Source organism: Micromonospora sp. DT15, assembly GCF_049841475.1.
GTDB lineage: Bacteria > Actinomycetota > Actinomycetes > Mycobacteriales > Micromonosporaceae > Micromonospora.
This window is the reverse complement of record NZ_JBNCKJ010000011.1, coordinates 197,760-212,647: the sequence shown is the minus strand read 5'-3', so window position 1 is coordinate 212,647 and position 14,888 is coordinate 197,760. Positions and strand designations below refer to the sequence as shown.

The 14,888-nt window shown below is 68.3% G+C and carries 13 protein-coding genes and 1 tRNA gene; 6 read left to right on the top strand and 8 right to left on the bottom strand.

All coding sequences use genetic code 11. The features are described from left to right. Window positions 1-52 precede the first annotated feature (52 nt). Together ACLQ3F_RS24175 and ACLQ3F_RS24170 are read right to left on the bottom strand one after the other, a co-directional pair. Window positions 53-535 carry a hypothetical protein gene (locus ACLQ3F_RS24175; protein ID WP_425851552.1) on the bottom strand — a complete coding sequence of 161 codons (483 nt, stop codon included), beginning with the start codon at window positions 533-535 and terminating at the stop codon, window positions 53-55. Between the two features lie 16 nt (window positions 536-551). Beyond that, a complete protein-coding gene (locus ACLQ3F_RS24170; protein ID WP_425851550.1) occupies window positions 552-1,337 on the bottom strand; it encodes a hypothetical protein in 786 nt (261 codons plus the stop codon). A gap of 528 nt (window positions 1,338-1,865) precedes the next feature. Between ACLQ3F_RS24170 and ACLQ3F_RS24165 the strand changes: the two genes are divergently transcribed. From ACLQ3F_RS24165 to ACLQ3F_RS24155, 3 genes are all read left to right on the top strand, one after another. Continuing rightward, window positions 1,866-2,093, top strand: coding sequence for a type II toxin-antitoxin system Phd/YefM family antitoxin (locus ACLQ3F_RS24165; RefSeq protein ID WP_425851548.1), 228 nt, complete (start codon window positions 1,866-1,868; stop codon window positions 2,091-2,093). 238 nt (window positions 2,094-2,331) lie between these two features. Further along, window positions 2,332-3,843: a tetratricopeptide repeat protein gene (locus ACLQ3F_RS24160; RefSeq protein WP_425851546.1), complete on the top strand. Its 1,512-nt coding sequence runs from the start codon at window positions 2,332-2,334 to the stop codon at window positions 3,841-3,843. Between the two features lie 679 nt (window positions 3,844-4,522). After that, on the top strand, window positions 4,523-4,663 hold the full coding sequence (locus ACLQ3F_RS24155; RefSeq protein ID WP_425851544.1) for a hypothetical protein: 141 nt from the start codon (window positions 4,523-4,525) through the stop codon (window positions 4,661-4,663). A 73-nt stretch (window positions 4,664-4,736) separates the two neighbouring features. Here ACLQ3F_RS24155 and ACLQ3F_RS24150 read toward each other — a convergent pair. Beyond that, a tRNA-Thr gene (locus ACLQ3F_RS24150) sits at window positions 4,737-4,813 on the bottom strand. A 337-nt stretch (window positions 4,814-5,150) separates the two neighbouring features. Here ACLQ3F_RS24150 and ACLQ3F_RS24145 point away from each other — a divergent pair. Continuing rightward, window positions 5,151-6,242 (top strand): ABC transporter ATP-binding protein, encoded by a 1,092-nt coding sequence (locus tag ACLQ3F_RS24145; protein ID WP_091403085.1) that lies wholly within the window; start codon window positions 5,151-5,153, stop codon window positions 6,240-6,242. A gap of 143 nt (window positions 6,243-6,385) precedes the next feature. Here the strand turns inward: ACLQ3F_RS24145 and rlmB are convergent, their stop codons facing one another. Both rlmB and cysS read right to left on the bottom strand, forming a co-directional pair. Beyond that, the gene (rlmB, locus tag ACLQ3F_RS24140; protein ID WP_357193874.1) at window positions 6,386-7,519 is read right to left on the bottom strand and encodes a 23S rRNA (guanosine(2251)-2'-O)-methyltransferase RlmB; all 1,134 of its coding nucleotides are present in this window, start codon (window positions 7,517-7,519) and stop codon (window positions 6,386-6,388) included. After that, entirely contained in the window at window positions 7,519-8,934 is a 1,416-nt protein-coding gene (cysS, locus tag ACLQ3F_RS24135) for a cysteine--tRNA ligase (RefSeq protein WP_357193871.1), read from the bottom strand. The genes rlmB and cysS overlap by 1 nt, the downstream gene beginning before the upstream one ends. Window positions 8,935-9,240: 306 nt before the next feature. On the opposite strand from cysS, the gene ACLQ3F_RS24130 reads away from it, so the two are divergent. Then, window positions 9,241-9,942 (top strand): IclR family transcriptional regulator, encoded by a 702-nt coding sequence (locus tag ACLQ3F_RS24130; RefSeq protein ID WP_425851670.1) that lies wholly within the window; start codon window positions 9,241-9,243, stop codon window positions 9,940-9,942. 687 nt (window positions 9,943-10,629) lie between these two features. Here the strand turns inward: ACLQ3F_RS24130 and ACLQ3F_RS24125 are convergent. After that, window positions 10,630-10,842, bottom strand: a complete 213-nt coding sequence (locus ACLQ3F_RS24125; protein WP_425851542.1) for a hypothetical protein — start codon at window positions 10,840-10,842, stop codon at window positions 10,630-10,632. A gap of 356 nt (window positions 10,843-11,198) precedes the next feature. Between ACLQ3F_RS24125 and ACLQ3F_RS24120 the strand changes: the two genes are divergently transcribed. Next, the gene (locus tag ACLQ3F_RS24120; RefSeq protein WP_425851540.1) at window positions 11,199-11,561 is read left to right on the top strand and encodes an endonuclease domain-containing protein; all 363 of its coding nucleotides are present in this window, start codon (window positions 11,199-11,201) and stop codon (window positions 11,559-11,561) included. Window positions 11,562-11,760: 199 nt separating this feature from the next. Here the strand turns inward: ACLQ3F_RS24120 and ACLQ3F_RS24115 are convergent, their stop codons facing one another. Next, a complete protein-coding gene (locus tag ACLQ3F_RS24115; RefSeq protein ID WP_425851538.1) occupies window positions 11,761-13,455 on the bottom strand; it encodes a S8 family serine peptidase in 1,695 nt (564 codons plus the stop codon). A gap of 428 nt (window positions 13,456-13,883) precedes the next feature. Then, window positions 13,884-14,840, bottom strand: coding sequence for an EamA family transporter (locus ACLQ3F_RS24110; protein ID WP_425851536.1), 957 nt, complete (start codon window positions 14,838-14,840; stop codon window positions 13,884-13,886). Window positions 14,841-14,888: the final 48 nt, after the last annotated feature.

Genomic DNA, 14,888 nt, shown 5'->3' with positions numbered 1-14,888 from the left:
CGGTCGGGCAGCGGCCCCGCGTCGTCCCCACCGGTTCACCGGCGGCGTCGACCTACCGGTTGGCCTCGCGCTCCGGACAGTCCGCGTACTGCCAGGTCGCGGTGAGGTCCTGACTCGTCACGACCATCCTGCCGGCGAGACAGGCGATCTCGTGCCGGCACCCCTGCTCGTGCGGCAGCACCTCGTCCAACATCACGTCCTGGAGTTGGACCACGTCCAGCTCTCCGTCTGCGGGGTCGATCGTCAGACTCCGCACGCCACGGTAGCGGATGGTCAGGTCTTCCTCGTGCTTCCAACAGTTGTGCCGGAAGTACAGCTCAAGCCATCGACTGCCGCCGGACTCACCGGACGTCAGTCGCGCCGGCTTCAGGCTCTTGACGCAGCGCTGCCCAAAGAAGTCGTAGTGGCCTGGTTCCGTGGCGAACTCGCGAGCTCCGTCAGGCAGCGAGTCGGCGAGCGACGGCAACTGCTCGAGGTACGCCTCGGGGTCCAGAAAGATGCCGTCTCTGGTTCGTTCGAGGCTGACGTATCTCATTGCCGCCCCTCCGCTGTCACTTGCGGTAGTAGAAGTCGGCGGCCTCACCAGCGCGTGCCGGCGCGTTGATCTTCAAGGACTTTCCGTGATCTTTCATGGTGGTGGTCAGCGTCAGTTTCGGGCCTTTGCTGGGGCTCAGCTCCACCTTGATCGAGGTGACCCAACCCTGGTCGTTGGTGGTGATCGTGAACGGCGACAGACGTATGCCGATCGAGACGATGCTCGGTGCACCCACGGGGAGGAACGATGCGGCGTCCTTGCCGGTGGGGTCGAAACGGCCCGTGTAGGTATGCGGGTCGACGCGGTCCACCGAGGCGATCGACGAGGTGAACGCCTTCAGGCCGGTCGGGTCGACCCAGTCGAAGCGGAGGAAGGGGTCGTCGCGCTTCACTCGCTTCAGATCGACGTGCACCCAGTCCTTGTCGTCGGACGGCCGCACGTAACTGTCGTTGCCAATCACGATCCGGCTCCCCGCCGACGGGTACTTCCCGCCGGTGACCGAGATCGTGGTCTGGAAACGGCGCTTCTTCGGGTCGAAGGCACCCGTGCCGTTGACGTTCTGCCCTTCGGGCAGGTTGCCGCGCACTGCGTACCGGTGGGCAGCCCCATGCGACCGCTGCAATGCCGCGACCAGCTCAGCGCGAACGTCGGGCGTCCGGGACGGCGCGGCCGCGGCGGTGGCGGTGGCGGTGGCCTGAACCGGTTCGTCGGTGGACGTGGGCTCAGTCGCCGGAGTGCAGCCGGCAGCAAAGAACAGACCGCTGGTCAGAGCCAGCACGAGCAGAGTGGTGCTCTGTCTCATTGTGATTCCCCCGTTGACCGCCGCCTGGTGGCGGGACGGAGGCACGATAGCGAACTTGGTCGAGGTCCGGTTGCCCCTCGGGGCAACCGGACAGAGGCACAGCAGCGCCGATCGGAAAGGTCTGATGTAATTGGAGCCCCCGGCCGGGATCGAACCGGCGACATCTCGCGTACAAGCTCTGTGCACCGCGTCCGCAAGCGTCCGGCAACAGCTGCACGCTCGGAGCCTCGCCCCTGTCAGCGCGCGCCAGTGTGCCGCCGTCCGGCGGCGTTGCTGTCAGCAGCCAACGTCCGTTCGGCTAGCGAGCCTGCGGGTAGGACACCAAACCCGCCACACGTCTTGGATCGCCTGGCTGGCATAACTACCGCTTCAAACGGGTTATCCACCCAGCAGGCCCCGACCAGCAGGCCGCTGGCTGGGATAACCTGTACGGGCTTCCGTACGTTAAACCCTTGCGGTTCTGTACGGAAGGACGTACAGTAGTGACTTGGAGGGAGCCCACCCCGCCCTCCCAATAAAGGAGCACCCATGAACACTGCACCGTTGACTGAAGTTCGAGACAACCTACGCGAAGTTGTTGACACGGTCGTTGAGACGGGCACGGAGTTCATCATTACTCGTCACGGCAAGCCCGTTGCTGTGGTATTGGGCTACGACGAGTACGAGTCGCTAGTTGAGACTCTCAACATCCTGTCCGACGACGACACAATGGCCAGTATCCGTGAGGGCGAGGCCGAACTAGCCGAGGGCGAGTGACAGCGGTGCGTTTGACCAGATCGGCAGAAAAAGCACTTGGGGAGCTACCGGAAGCTCTCCAGGCAAAGGCCCGGAACATCATGGGCCGACTGGATGCAGAGCCGACGCTCGGCAAAAAGCTACTCGGTCCACTTGCCGGGAAGCGTTCTGCCAGACTGGGGCGGACGCACCGAATCATCTACGTGACAGATCCTGAGATCGTCGTTATCGCTGTTAGTCAGAGGAAGGATGCCTACCGGTGAGTGGAGAAGGTTTGTTCGCCTTCTCGGGCGCCGATAGGGATATCTTCATCATCGCGCTGAGAAATTTCAGCGACGCTTGTCAGCTCCCTCGACTAACACCAGAATGCCCTTTCTATGAGCCGACCTCCAACGGGCCATCCTGCGGCGAACAGTGCCATGACCTGCTGGCGGAATGGAGCCGGTTAGCTCCTCCTCCTACTGTGATCAGCCTCGGCGATGGCTTGGAGCTCATCGAACGACGCAGGCGTCATCGAAGAGGCCCTGAGCCCACTGCGCGACCATTCGACGCCGGCGAAATTCGTCTACACGACCAGGAACGTCCTACCAACCTCCGGCACACCGTGTCACTCATCGTCGAGTTCGACAACCAGCTGCGGATCCCTCCAAGCATGGCTGATGATGTCGACGAGCGGCGGTATCTTATCCGCGCCAGCCTGCAGGAACTTGTTCGACGTGGTTTCGATCGCGACGATCTGATGGAAGTAGCCGTAAGCATCACAACGACGGGCATGATCGCCTATATTGCGGCCGAATACCTGATGAAGACCGTTGGTTCAGGGGCCAGTCAGAATCTGGAACTCAATTCCGCGTGGCTAGCCTTCCAGGGCGGACTCTTGGCTGAGATCGATCCCGCAGAGCCAGAACATGCCTTTAGGGTCTTCATCGACCCGGCACTTGTGCGTCGAGTCCGTGCGTGGAACAAGACGCAGAGCCTAGAAGATCTATCCATGTGGGTGCCGCCGCCGGCGACAATTTTGTCCGGGCACTTCGAACGCACTCCCGCTAGCGTCCTAAATAGGGGGAAATGGATTATTGACCGTTTCACCAAAACTTATCTCGCAGAGTGGAGTACGGCTTCTCTGCACCTCGAATGGAATTATATCCACAGCTCAGAACCGGGGTGCGCGGCGCGGCCAGAGATGGACCTCCGCCGCCTCGACGTAAATGATGTTGCGCGAGAAATCTCGAAGCGAACGGTCAATGACCAGCCCGGCCGTGACACCGAACCGTCTGCTGTTCAGCTTCAGGACTTCACTGCGATCGCTGTCGACTTCCTGGAGTCGGGTCGATTCGAGTCAGCAGTTGCCATTTATGAGGGACTCGAGAGACTCCGCCCCTCAGATAACCTGATCGTAAATAACCTCGGCTTCTGTTTAATGCCGATCGATGCAAGCCGCGCGCTCGCCACGCTGAAGCGTTCGGCCGAAATCGCGCCCGCCCCCACCCTGGAAACTTGCGCCAACCTCACCCTTGCCCACTTCTTGGTCAACGATTATGCCTCGGCCATAATGACGGCGAAGGCGGCGTCGGACATTTCCGGCAATGGTGTGGGCTGGTTCTGGATCCCCGACGACAAAAAACAGCTTACGCTCCAGCGCGTAACCGACGTAAAAGGCTACGTGCAGAGCCTTGTCGATCGAGTGCGTGCCGCTCAGGCTTCAATCCCTACCCCTCGGTCGATGCCGTCGGACGGGGGCATGAAGCGACGAGGGCAATCGCTTAGTTAGGGACGCGCCATCCCGTCTGCCATCCGCTCGCCCTTCTGCGGAGCCGGCCGCCGTCCGGTCCGCCACGTCAAGCAAACCTTGACGGCTCATACGGACGCCCACGCCGGAAGCGCGTAAACGGAACCCGCAACCGCCGCCAGTTCGCCGACGGGCCGGCGTGGACTCCCCTACACCGCGCGGGCTCGTGGCCGCGCGGCCCGGCCGGCTGCCGGCCCACCACCACTCAGCCAACCACCCTGTCGTTCTGCGGCGGCCCATGGGCTTCCGTCTTCCGCGCCAACCGCCGGGCGTGTTGCGTGGCCGGAGTCGGAGCGCCAGCGGAGCGACGGACGCGCGCCCAGGCGGCGGCGCGTGCGGCCCGTTCAGGGCCGCCTTGAAGACGTACAGAAAATTTGAACCACTTCGCCGGCAGTCCGGCCGCTGGCCCCACTCCGGTGGTTGCGTGGCTGCGTCACGCGAGTGCTCACGCCAAGGACTTCCGTCAGCCTGGACGAGATGCCGCACCATCCGACGGGCCTCGTCCTCTGCGTCGAACTCCCAGCGGAGCACCCTGCCCGTCTCGGAGTCGCCAGCCCTGGCTATAACGTGCCACCGCACCTCCCGAGCAAGACACACGTCACGTCGGGTCAGTCGTCCCCCACGCCGTTCCGCCAACGCGTGACCAGATCCTTCGCTGCTGATGGAGCTGGGTGTACCGCCGCACGTCGTTCAGGCCATCGCTCGGCACGCCGACGTGAAGATCACGCTCAAGGTCTACGCTCACGCCAACCTCGACGCGATGCGTCAGGCGCTCGGCAAGCTCGACGGGAAGCTGTCGTGAGTGCCGTTGCTGTCGACGTTGCTGTGAGCCGGTTGACTCACGGCGGGGCCGGTCGGGAAAAGTCTGATGTAATTGGAGCCCCCGGCCGGGATCGAACCGGCGACATCTCGCTTACAAGGCGAGTGCTCTGGCCAGCTGAGCTACAGGGGCGCGCGCGTCGAGGTCAGCATAGCGACTGATCTCCGGTAATCCCGATCGCGAGGCCTCCCGAGCACGGGAATCGTCAACAACCCGACGCAGACTCGTTTGCCACGGCGTCGATTGATGTCTGACCGTGCCCGAGTGACCGGAATGCGTAGCCCGACTGGTGGGCTGGGCGTCCCCCCGCCTTGGCAGCAGGGGGAAACGCGTTTACGGTTCACACACGGACGACGACCGGGCGCCCCCGCGACCGAGCGCCGTCCGATGACCGGCACGGACACGTGCCGGTTGCTCCTTCACTCGGATCGTCCGGCACGTTCCTGCCGGTGAAAGGAAGCGCTTCACCATGGCTACGGTCACCTATTCCAAGGCATCCCGGGTCTACCCGGGCCAAGAGCGTCCCGCCGTCAACGAGCTGGACCTTGAGATCGGCGACGGGGAGTTCCTCGTCCTGGTCGGCCCCTCCGGTTGCGGTAAGTCCACCAGCCTGCGGATGCTCGCCGGCCTGGAGGACGTGGACGCCGGTTCGATCTACATCGACCAGCGTGACGTCACTCACCTTCCCCCGAAGGCCCGCGACATCGCGATGGTCTTCCAGAACTACGCCCTCTACCCGCACATGACGGTGTACGAGAACATGGCGTTCGCCCTCAAGCTCCGCAAGACCTCCAAGTCGGAGATCGACCGGCGGGTCAAGGAGGCGGCCGGGCTGCTCCAGCTGGAGGAGTACCTCAGCCGTAAGCCGAAGGCGCTCTCCGGTGGTCAGCGTCAGCGTGTCGCGATGGGCCGGGCGATCGTCCGCGAGCCGCAGGTCTTCCTCATGGACGAGCCGCTGTCGAACCTCGACGCCAAGCTCCGCGTGCAGACCCGTACCCAGATCGCGTCCCTGCAGGCCAAGCTGGGCGTCACCACTGTCTACGTCACGCACGACCAGGTCGAGGCCATGACCATGGGTCACCGGGTCGCGGTGCTGCTCGATGGTGTTCTCCAGCAGGTGGACACCCCGCGGGCGCTCTACGACACCCCGGCCAACGTGTTCGTCGCCGGCTTCATGGGCTCGCCCGCCATGAACATCAAGACCGTTCCGCTGAACGAGCGGGGCGCCGAGTTCGCCGAGCTGCAGATCCCGCTCACCCGCGAGCAGGTCGAGGCGGCCCGCGCCGAGGGTGGCGACGGCAAGGTCACCGTGGGCTTCCGTCCGGAGGACTGCGAGCTGGTCAGCCCGACCGAGGGCGGCATGCCGGTGGTTGTCGAGCTGGTCGAGGACCTCGGCTCGGACGCCAACGTCTACGGCCACGCCGCTCTGGGTGGCAACTCGGAGCGCTTCGTCGTCCGCACCGACCGGCGCAACATGCCGAACATGGGTGACACCGTGTTCGTCAAGCCGGTTGCCGGTCGCAGCCACGTCTTCCACGCCGCCACCGGTGGCCGGATCTGACGTAACGCCGTACCGACAGGGGCGGTCCGCTTCGGCGGGCCGCCCCTTCGTCGTACCGAAAACGGTTCTTCAGCCCGCCTCGGCGCCCGACGACGAAGGCCCCCTCCCGCGATCGGCGGGAGGGGGCCTTCGGTCGACGTGCGCTACAGCTCGACGGAGCGCCGGCGGGCGACCTCGGCCAGGGCGACCGCCGCCGCCACACTGGCGTTGAGCGACTCGACCTCGGAGATCATCGGGATGCTGACAGTCAGGTCGCAGGTCTCCCCGACCAGGCGGGAAAGACCGCGCCCCTCGGAACCGACCACCACCACCAGCGGACCGACGGCGGCCTCCAGGTTGTAGAGGTCGGTGTCGCCGTCGGCGTCCAGGCCGACGACCATGAAGCCGGCGTCCCGGCACGCCTTCAGCGACCGGGTCAGGTTGGTCACCTGCGCGACCGGCACCCGCGCGGCCGCGCCGGCGCTGGTCCGCCAGGCGGTCGCGGTGATCCCGGCGGCACGACGCTCGGGTACGAAGACACCCTGCGCGCCGAACGCGGCAGCCGAACGGATCACGGCGCCCAGGTTGCGCGGGTCGGTGACACCGTCCAGCGCGACCAGCAGCGGGGCCTGCTGCTCCAGGGCAGCGGCGACCATGTCCTCGAACGGCTGGTACGCGAAGGGCGGCACCTGCAGGCCGACGCCCTGGTGCAGCACCCCGCCGGTCATCCGGTCCAACTCGGCGCGGCTGATCTCCAGGTTGGCGATGCCCCGGTCGGCGGCGGTCCGGATGATCTCGTTGACCCGGTCGTCCATGTCGATGCCCTGGGCCGTGTAGAGCGCCGTCGCCGGCACGTTGGCGCGCAGCGCCTCCAGCACCGGGTTACGCCCGACCAACAGCTCCGGGGTGTCCTTGGACGGGTTGGACTTGCGCCCCGGCGCGACCCGGGGGCCGGACCGGCCGGTGGGCTTGCCGCCCCGTCCGCCGGTGGCAGCACCCCGGCCCACCGGTACGCCCCGACCGCCGCCCCTGCCCCAGGTGGTGTCCTTGGAGCCGGGCTGACCGATCTTGGGGGCGCGCCCCTCCTCGGCCGCCGCGCGGCGCTCCTTGTCCTGCTTCCAGGCGGTGCGCTGGGGCAGCTTCTCGGTGCCCGAGTAGCCCTTGTGCCACGGCCGCTCGTCCGCGGGCAGGGTGCGACCCCGCCCGGCCAACGAGTCCTTGTTCTTGCCGCCGGTGCCCTTGGGGGCGCCTGCCTTCGACGTCAGTCGCCGGCCACGGCGCTGCGAGTTGCCGGCCATCAGTCCTGCTCTCCAATAGTCCAACGGGGGCCCTGGGGGGTGTCCTCGACCACCACGCCGGCCAGCTTGAGCTGGTCACGCACGGCGTCCGCGGCAGCCCAGTCCTTGCGGCCCCGCGCCTGCGCACGCTGCTCCAGGGCCAGCGCGATCAGGGAGTCCACCACGGCACGAAGATCGTCCGATCGGCCGCCGCCGGTCCAGGCCGGGTCGAGGGGGTCGATCCCGAGAATATCCAGCATTGCCCGCACCACGGCCAGCGTGGTGCGGACGGTCACATCGTCGCCGACGCTCAGCGCGGTGTTGCCGTCCCGAATGTGCTGTTGCAGCACGGCCAGCGCGGCGGACGTGTTGAGGTCGTCGTCCATCGCCGCGACGAAGCCGGCGGGCAGCTCACCGACCTGCCCGGCACCGACCCGCTCGGCGGCCCGCTGCACGAAACCCTCGATCCGCCGGTACGCGGTGGCCGCGTCGCGCAGCGAATCCTCCGAGTAGTCGATCACCGAGCGGTAGTGCGCGGCGGCGTAGTAGTAGCGCAGCTCCACCGGCCGCACCCCGAGCGAGTCCACGTATGCCAGGCCCAGCGCGTTGCCGGCGGACTTGCCCATCTTGGCCCCGCCGATGCTCAACAGCCCGTGGTGCACCCAGTAGCGGGCGAACGGCAACCCGGCCGCCTGGGACTGGGCGATCTCGTTCTCGTGGTGCGGGAACGTCAGATCCAGACCACCGCCGTGAATGTCGAACTCCGGGCCGAGGTAGCGCCAGCACATCGCCGAGCACTCGATGTGCCAACCCGGACGGCCCAGACCCCACGGTGAAGGCCAGTACGCGTCCGCCGGCTCGTCCGGTTTGGCACCCTTCCACAGCGCGAAGTCGCGCGGATCCCGCTTGCCCCGATCCGGGGCGTCCCCAGCGGACTGCATGGCGTCCGGAGACTGACCCGACAGCGACCCGTACGCCGGCCAGGACGCCACGTCGAAGTAGACGTCGCCGGAACCGTCACTCGCCGGGTACGCGTGCCCGTCGGCGATCAACTTCGTGATCAGCTCGTGCATCTCGGGGATGTGCCCGGTGGCGCGCGGCTCGTAGGTGGGCGCCAGCACGTTCAACGACCGGTACGACTCGGCCAGCAGCAGCTCGTTGGCGTACGCGATCGACCAGAACGGACGACCCTGCTCGCCGGCCTTGACCAGGATCTTGTCGTCGATGTCGGTCAGGTTGCGAATGAAGGTGACCTCGTAGCCGGCGGCCAACAGCCAACGCCGCAGGACGTCATAGTTGACGCCGGAGCGAAGGTGACCGATGTGCGGCGGAGCCTGAAGGGTGAGACCACACAGGTAGACCCCCACCTTGCCGGCTTCCCGCGGGACGAAGTCCCGCACCGATCGGGTGGCGGTGTCATACAGGCGTAGCGTCACCGTACAAGGGTAGCTGTCCGTGCCTGTCCGGGTCCGCCGGTGCCGGGTCGTACGCTGCCAGGCGTGGATGCGACCGCACGCTCCGGTGGCTCCGGTGACCCGCCAGCCAACCCCACCACCCCCGCCGACCCGGCCTTCCACCGGGCTTCCGTGCCGACCGACGCGACCTTCGGATCGGCCGGCGCAGGTGACGGGCGGTCCGGCGCCGCCCGCGGACGGGCCTCCAGCTCGGCCGACGCGGCCCACGGGCGGCGCGAGGCTGGCGTGCGGCCGGCCGACCCGGCCCTTGCGCGGACCGAGGCTGGCGTGGGGCCGGCCGACGCGGCCCACGGGCGGCGCGAGGCTGGCGTGGGGTCGGCCGATCTGGTTGCGGGGCGGGGCGGGGAGACGTCGCAGACGCTGGACCGGGGGTTGCGGCTGCTGCACCTGGTCGCCGAGGTCCCCGGCGGTCTGACCGTCACCGAGGCCGCGAATCGGCTCGGCATCGGCCGGGCCGCCGTCTACCGACTGGTCACTGCGCTGACCGGGCACGGCATGCTGCGTCGCGACGGAGACGGTCGGCTGCGTCTCGGTGCCGGGTTGCTGCATCTGGCCCGCAGGGCCCAGCCGCTGCTCGCCGAGGGTGCGCTGCCCGCGTTACGCCGCCTCGCCGAGCAGGCCGGCGCGACCGCACACCTGACCGTCGTCGAAGGTGGCGAGGGCGTCGCCCTGGCCGTGGTCGAGCCGAGCTGGACGTCGTTCCACGTCGCGTACCGGGCCGGAGCACGACACCCGCTGGAGCGAGGGGCGGCCGGACGGGCGATCCTTGCCGGTCGCGCCGGGTTGGCCGAACCGCTCAGTAGCAGCGGAGAGTTGCAGGCCGGGGCGTACGGGGTCGCCGCACCGGTGCTCGGCGTACCCGGCCTGGAGGCCAGCGTCGGCGTGGTCGCGCTCGCCCCGCTGGACGTCGACTCCATCGGCCCTGAGGTGCTGGCCGCCGCCCGCGCGATCGCCACCGCCCTCAGCTGACCCCCGACCGCCGCGCGCCCTCACCGCCCCGCCACGCGCCCGCACCGCCCCACCGCGCGCCCGGCGCACCGCCGCCTGCCCCCGTCCCCGCGGCTTGATCAACTCGGGTTCACGGAAGTCGCGGTGTCCCAGAGCCAGCGACCGCCCGACTTCAAGGAACGCGAGTGGATCACTGCCCCTCGGCGGCCCGGATGCCGATTGGTCGGCCGCCCTGGCCGGTGCCATAGCACGATTGGCTGGCGGATTCGTCGTTGTCCACAGGGCCGGCGGCACCCGCGGGCCCGGTTGTCCACAGGGGTTTCGGTGGTTAGTCGGTGGTCGGCAGGCTGCGTGGCATGCCCCCACGTCCGCATCGCCCCGATGCCCTGACCTGGCAGGTCTTCCGCGGCTCCGACGCTGTCCGAGGCGGCCTGCTCACCGAACATCAGTTGCGCAACTCTGCCTGGGTGCGGTTGCGCCACGACATCTACGCCGATGCGCGGTTGGATCGGGACCACGCCCTCGCGTGTCGCGCCGCCCTCCTCCGGCTACCGCCCGGCGTGGTGGTCGGCGGTCCGTCGGCCGCCTACCTGCACGGCGTCCAACACGCCGCGAGCTTCACCGACGACGTGCACGTCCTCGTACCCCGATCGTTACGGGTCGGCTCACAGCGCGGCCTCCGCGTGCACGTCAACACCATCACCCCGCTCACGGCGAGCGAGACCGCTGAGCCGACGGCGTCAACCACGCGACGACCGGCAGGCGCAAGACGACCACCAGACGCAGGTCGACCACCAGAGGCAGGTCGACAGCCAGAGGCGAGCTGTCCGTCGACCCCAGGAAACCGGCCAGACGCAGGACGACCGCCAGACGCAGGACGAATGCCGGTCGCAGGACGACCGCCGAGCGCGGGAAGTCCACGTGATGCAGCGCGACCTACGGGAGTGGGCCGCCCACCTGCCGGCGGAAGGTCACCACGCCCAGCACGACAGCTGTCCCGCCCGGCCGCCGTGTCCGTCGGAGCAGAGGGCTTGGTGGTGGCCGGCCGGGGCGATGAATGGGCGGCGGCCAGTCCGCCCAGGACCAGGGAGCGAGACCTCCCGATCCCCCGATCAGATCCCGCACGGGCCGCCTGGGAGACGGCTGTCTGGCTCGACCCGGTCCGGGCGGTCGCCATCGTCGACTCGCTACTTGGTCAAGGGCTTGCCGACCGCGACGCGCTCAGCACCATGGCTGCCCGCAACGCTGACCGCCCCGGTGGCCGACGAGCGCGCTGGGTGTTTGACCTGGCCGACGGTGGAGCCGAGTCTCCGCCAGAATCCCAGCTGCGCGTCCGGTTGGTGTTGGGCGGGCTGCCGCGCCCGGCGGTTCAACATCCGGTGCGCCTGCCCACCGGACTTGTTCTGCATCCCGATCTGGCCTGGCCGCAATATCGGGTGGCGGTGGAGTACGACGGAAAGTGGCACTCCGGCGTGGAGCAACCGCACCGCGATCGCCGTCGGCTGAATCAACTGGTCGGCGCGGGTTGGCTGGTTCTGCACGTGACCAGCCGACGGCTGCACGGTGAGTTCCCAGCGGTGCTTCGAGAGGTACGCGACGCGCTGGTCAGCCGCGGCTGGCGACAGGGATCGTCCAGATGATCGGGATCAACTCAGGTTCCTGGAAACCGCGCCATCCTCCAGGCACCAACACCGCACCTTCCAGCAAACCGAGTCGATCATGAACGGCATCGGGCGAAGGTCTGTGACAACAGGCATGGACGACCCGAGGCCCGGTCGACGACGTGTCGACCGGGCCCCGGGGCACGGTGGCGGTTGGGCCACCGCAGTGCGATGTGCGCTACGGGCGGGCGTTCGGCTTGAGCGGGGTCTTCACCGCCGCGTAGGCGTCGACGATCCCGTAGCCGTAGAAGCCGTTGAAGTTGAGCCCACCGGCGCAGTACGCGTCGTAGGTCTCGTCCCGGCCCTCGTTGCGGTACTGCTGGAGGCGCGGCTCCGGGCACGCGTGCTCGGCGGCCGTGCGGTAGAGGTGCTGCTCGACCTGGTCCGGCGACATCCCGAAACCATTCCGACCCTGCGCCTTGCCGTACCGGCTGACGATCAGCGCGGCGACACCGGCGGCGTGCGGGGACGCCATCGAGGTGCCCTGGAGGTACGTGTAGTAGCCGCACTCACCGTTGGCCTTGCACTGCTTGAAGACCGAGTTCTCGAAGCCGGGGACGATGTTGCCGTCGGCGTCGACCGATCCTTCCTCCTGAAGCACGTGCTTCGGGTACGAGGAGAGGATCATGTTGGCGTCGGTACGGAAGGTGTCGGTGCCGAAGCCGTCCCGGAACCAGCCTCCCGGCGCGGCGACCGAGATCTGCTCGGTGCCGTAGTTGGAGAAGTCCGACTTCTTGCCGGACGGGCCGACCGACGACACGCCGATCACGTGCGGGCCCTCGGTGGGGAGGTCCCAGCAGCTCTCGTTGTCGATCGGTCGGGGGTACGGGTCGGCGCCGTAGTCAGGGCTCGAGACATCGGTGCGCGGTGCACCCAGGTCCTCGTTGTTGTTGCCGAGCGCACCGACGAGGGTCACGCCCTTGTTGTGCGCGAAGACCAGCGCTCGCTTCATCGCCTTGATGATGGCCCGCTGCTCGGCCTGGTCCTCGGGGGAGTCGGCCGGGTTGGCGGTGCAGTTGTAGAGCCACGGGTCGACATAGAACGACATGTTGACCACGTCGATCCCGGAGCGGCCGGCGTAGACCAGAGCGTTGACGACCGGGTCGAGGAAGAAGTAGCCGGAGTCCTGGCCGCCCTTGAGCTCGACCAGCGAGACGTTCGGGGCGACGCCGGAGAGTCCGAAGCCGTTGGCCGCGGCGCCGATGGTGCCGGCCACGTGGGTGCCGTGCCCGCCGTCGTCGGTGCCGACCGGGTCGAGGCAGCTCGGCACCTCGCAGGGGCCGTCCACGTCGGTCAGGTCAGGCGCGAAGTTGCGCGACAGCGACCAGTTGAAGTTCGGCGCGATGTCCGGGTTGCTGGCGTCGACGCCGGTGTCCAGCACGCCGACGGTCACCCGACGGTCGCCCGGCTCGATCTTGCGGGCCTTGTCGGCCCGGATCATCTCCAGGCCCCAGAGCTTGTCGTCGAGCGGATCGAGCTTGGCGCCCTTCTTGGCAGCACCGGCAGCACCGGCACGAGCACCGGCAGCGGCCAGCAGGTGCTCCTGCTCGACCCGGTCCAGCTTCGGCTTGCGGCCGATGGCCTTCTGCTCGGCGGCACCGATCAACGTCGGCGCGGCGGTCGCCCTGGCCGCGAAGTCGGCCCGGTCGCTGCTGACCTGGAACATGCCGACCTCATCGGACCGGGCCACCACAGTGCCGCCAGCCGCCCGGATCGCGGCAACGGCCGTGTCGATGGCGACGCCATCCTCGGCGACGACGGTGAAGGTCCGGGAATCGCTCGGCGCGGCGTTGGCCGGCACACCCAACCCCGTAGCCGTAAGTGCCAGCACAGCCGCGGTCGCGACCGTACGGGCGGTGAAGCGCTTGCTCACCACATCGGATCCTCTCGTTGAGGGACGTGCCAGCCATCACACAACACCGATCCGCATCGCGCCAGATGAACGCCCGTTATGGCCGTGAATCACGCCAGTTCGGGCCGCACCCCGGCCACACAGACAGGCTGCACAGACGCAGGTCGCACAGACACAGGCCGCACAGACACTTACGCCCGCCGGCTCGACCTACACGCCTACCGCGTCGACACCCAGTTTCGCGAGCGCGGCCGGCAGCTCGGCCATGCCGGATACTTCGGCGTCGGGTGGGCAGCCGGGCGGGCGAGGCAGGCCGAGTCGGTTCAGCCACACCGACCGCGGGCCGGCCCGGCGAGGCGCCACCGCCGACCGTCGGGAGCACTCGGCCCGCAGCACTCAATGCCTGCCGGCAAGGGGCCGGCCATCGGGAGCACATCGACCGCGGACCCTCACCGACCGTCAAGCGCCAGCTCGGGCTCGGGCGTGACCGGCGCGGGCGACCCCCGCAGTTCGTCGAGGCGTACCAGGGCAACGCCGGCGACGATCAGCGCACCGCCGAACAACTGCCAGCCGGTGGGCAGCTCGTTCAGGAACAACCACGCGATCAGCACTGCGAAGAGCACCTCGGTCAGCCCGACGAACGACGACAGGCGGGGCCCGAGGATCCGGGTGCCGGCGATGCCGGCGAGGTACGCGATGACGGCGGCCACCAGCGACAGCCCGGCGATGGGCACCAACCAGCTGGTGGGCTGCCCGGCGAAGGTGACCTCACCGAAGGTGGCGTGCAGTGGCAGGAGGCCGGTCAGCCCGATGAGCAACAGCACGGCGGCACCGACTGCCATCCCACCGCTGGCCAGGGCGACCGAGGGCAGCCGGGGGTCGACGCGGCCGGCGAGCACGAAGTATCCGGCCAGGCCGAATGCCGCGCCGAGCCCCCAGAGCACGCCCACCGGGTGGAAGTCGGCGGTGCCGGCGATGTCGAGCACGAACGCCAGCCCGGCCAGCGCGGCCACCGACCCGGCGATGGTGAGTCGGCGGGGCGGCTGCCCGTGCCGCAGCCACATCCAGGCCACGACGAGGATGATGCCCAGGTATTCCAGCAGCAGCGCGACACCGACCGGCAGGTAGCGCACGGCGTTGAAGTAGCACACCTGGGCCACTGCCACCCCGAGGAGCCCGAACAGCCCGATGGTCGCGGCGTTGCTTCGCAGCACGTCCCATTTGCCCCGCAGCGACAGCAGGGCGGGGATCGCCAGCACCAGGGCGGCCACGCCGACGCGGGCGATCACAGCGGACTCGGCTGACCAGCCGGCCTCGATGAGCGACCGGGCGAAGGTTCCGGAGGTGGCGAAGGTGACTGCGGCGAGCAGCGCCAACCCGACGCCGGCAGCAGGTCGAGAGTGCATGTCGCGCTCCTCGCAATGGGCACCGTGTCATGAGCAAACTATCCTTGC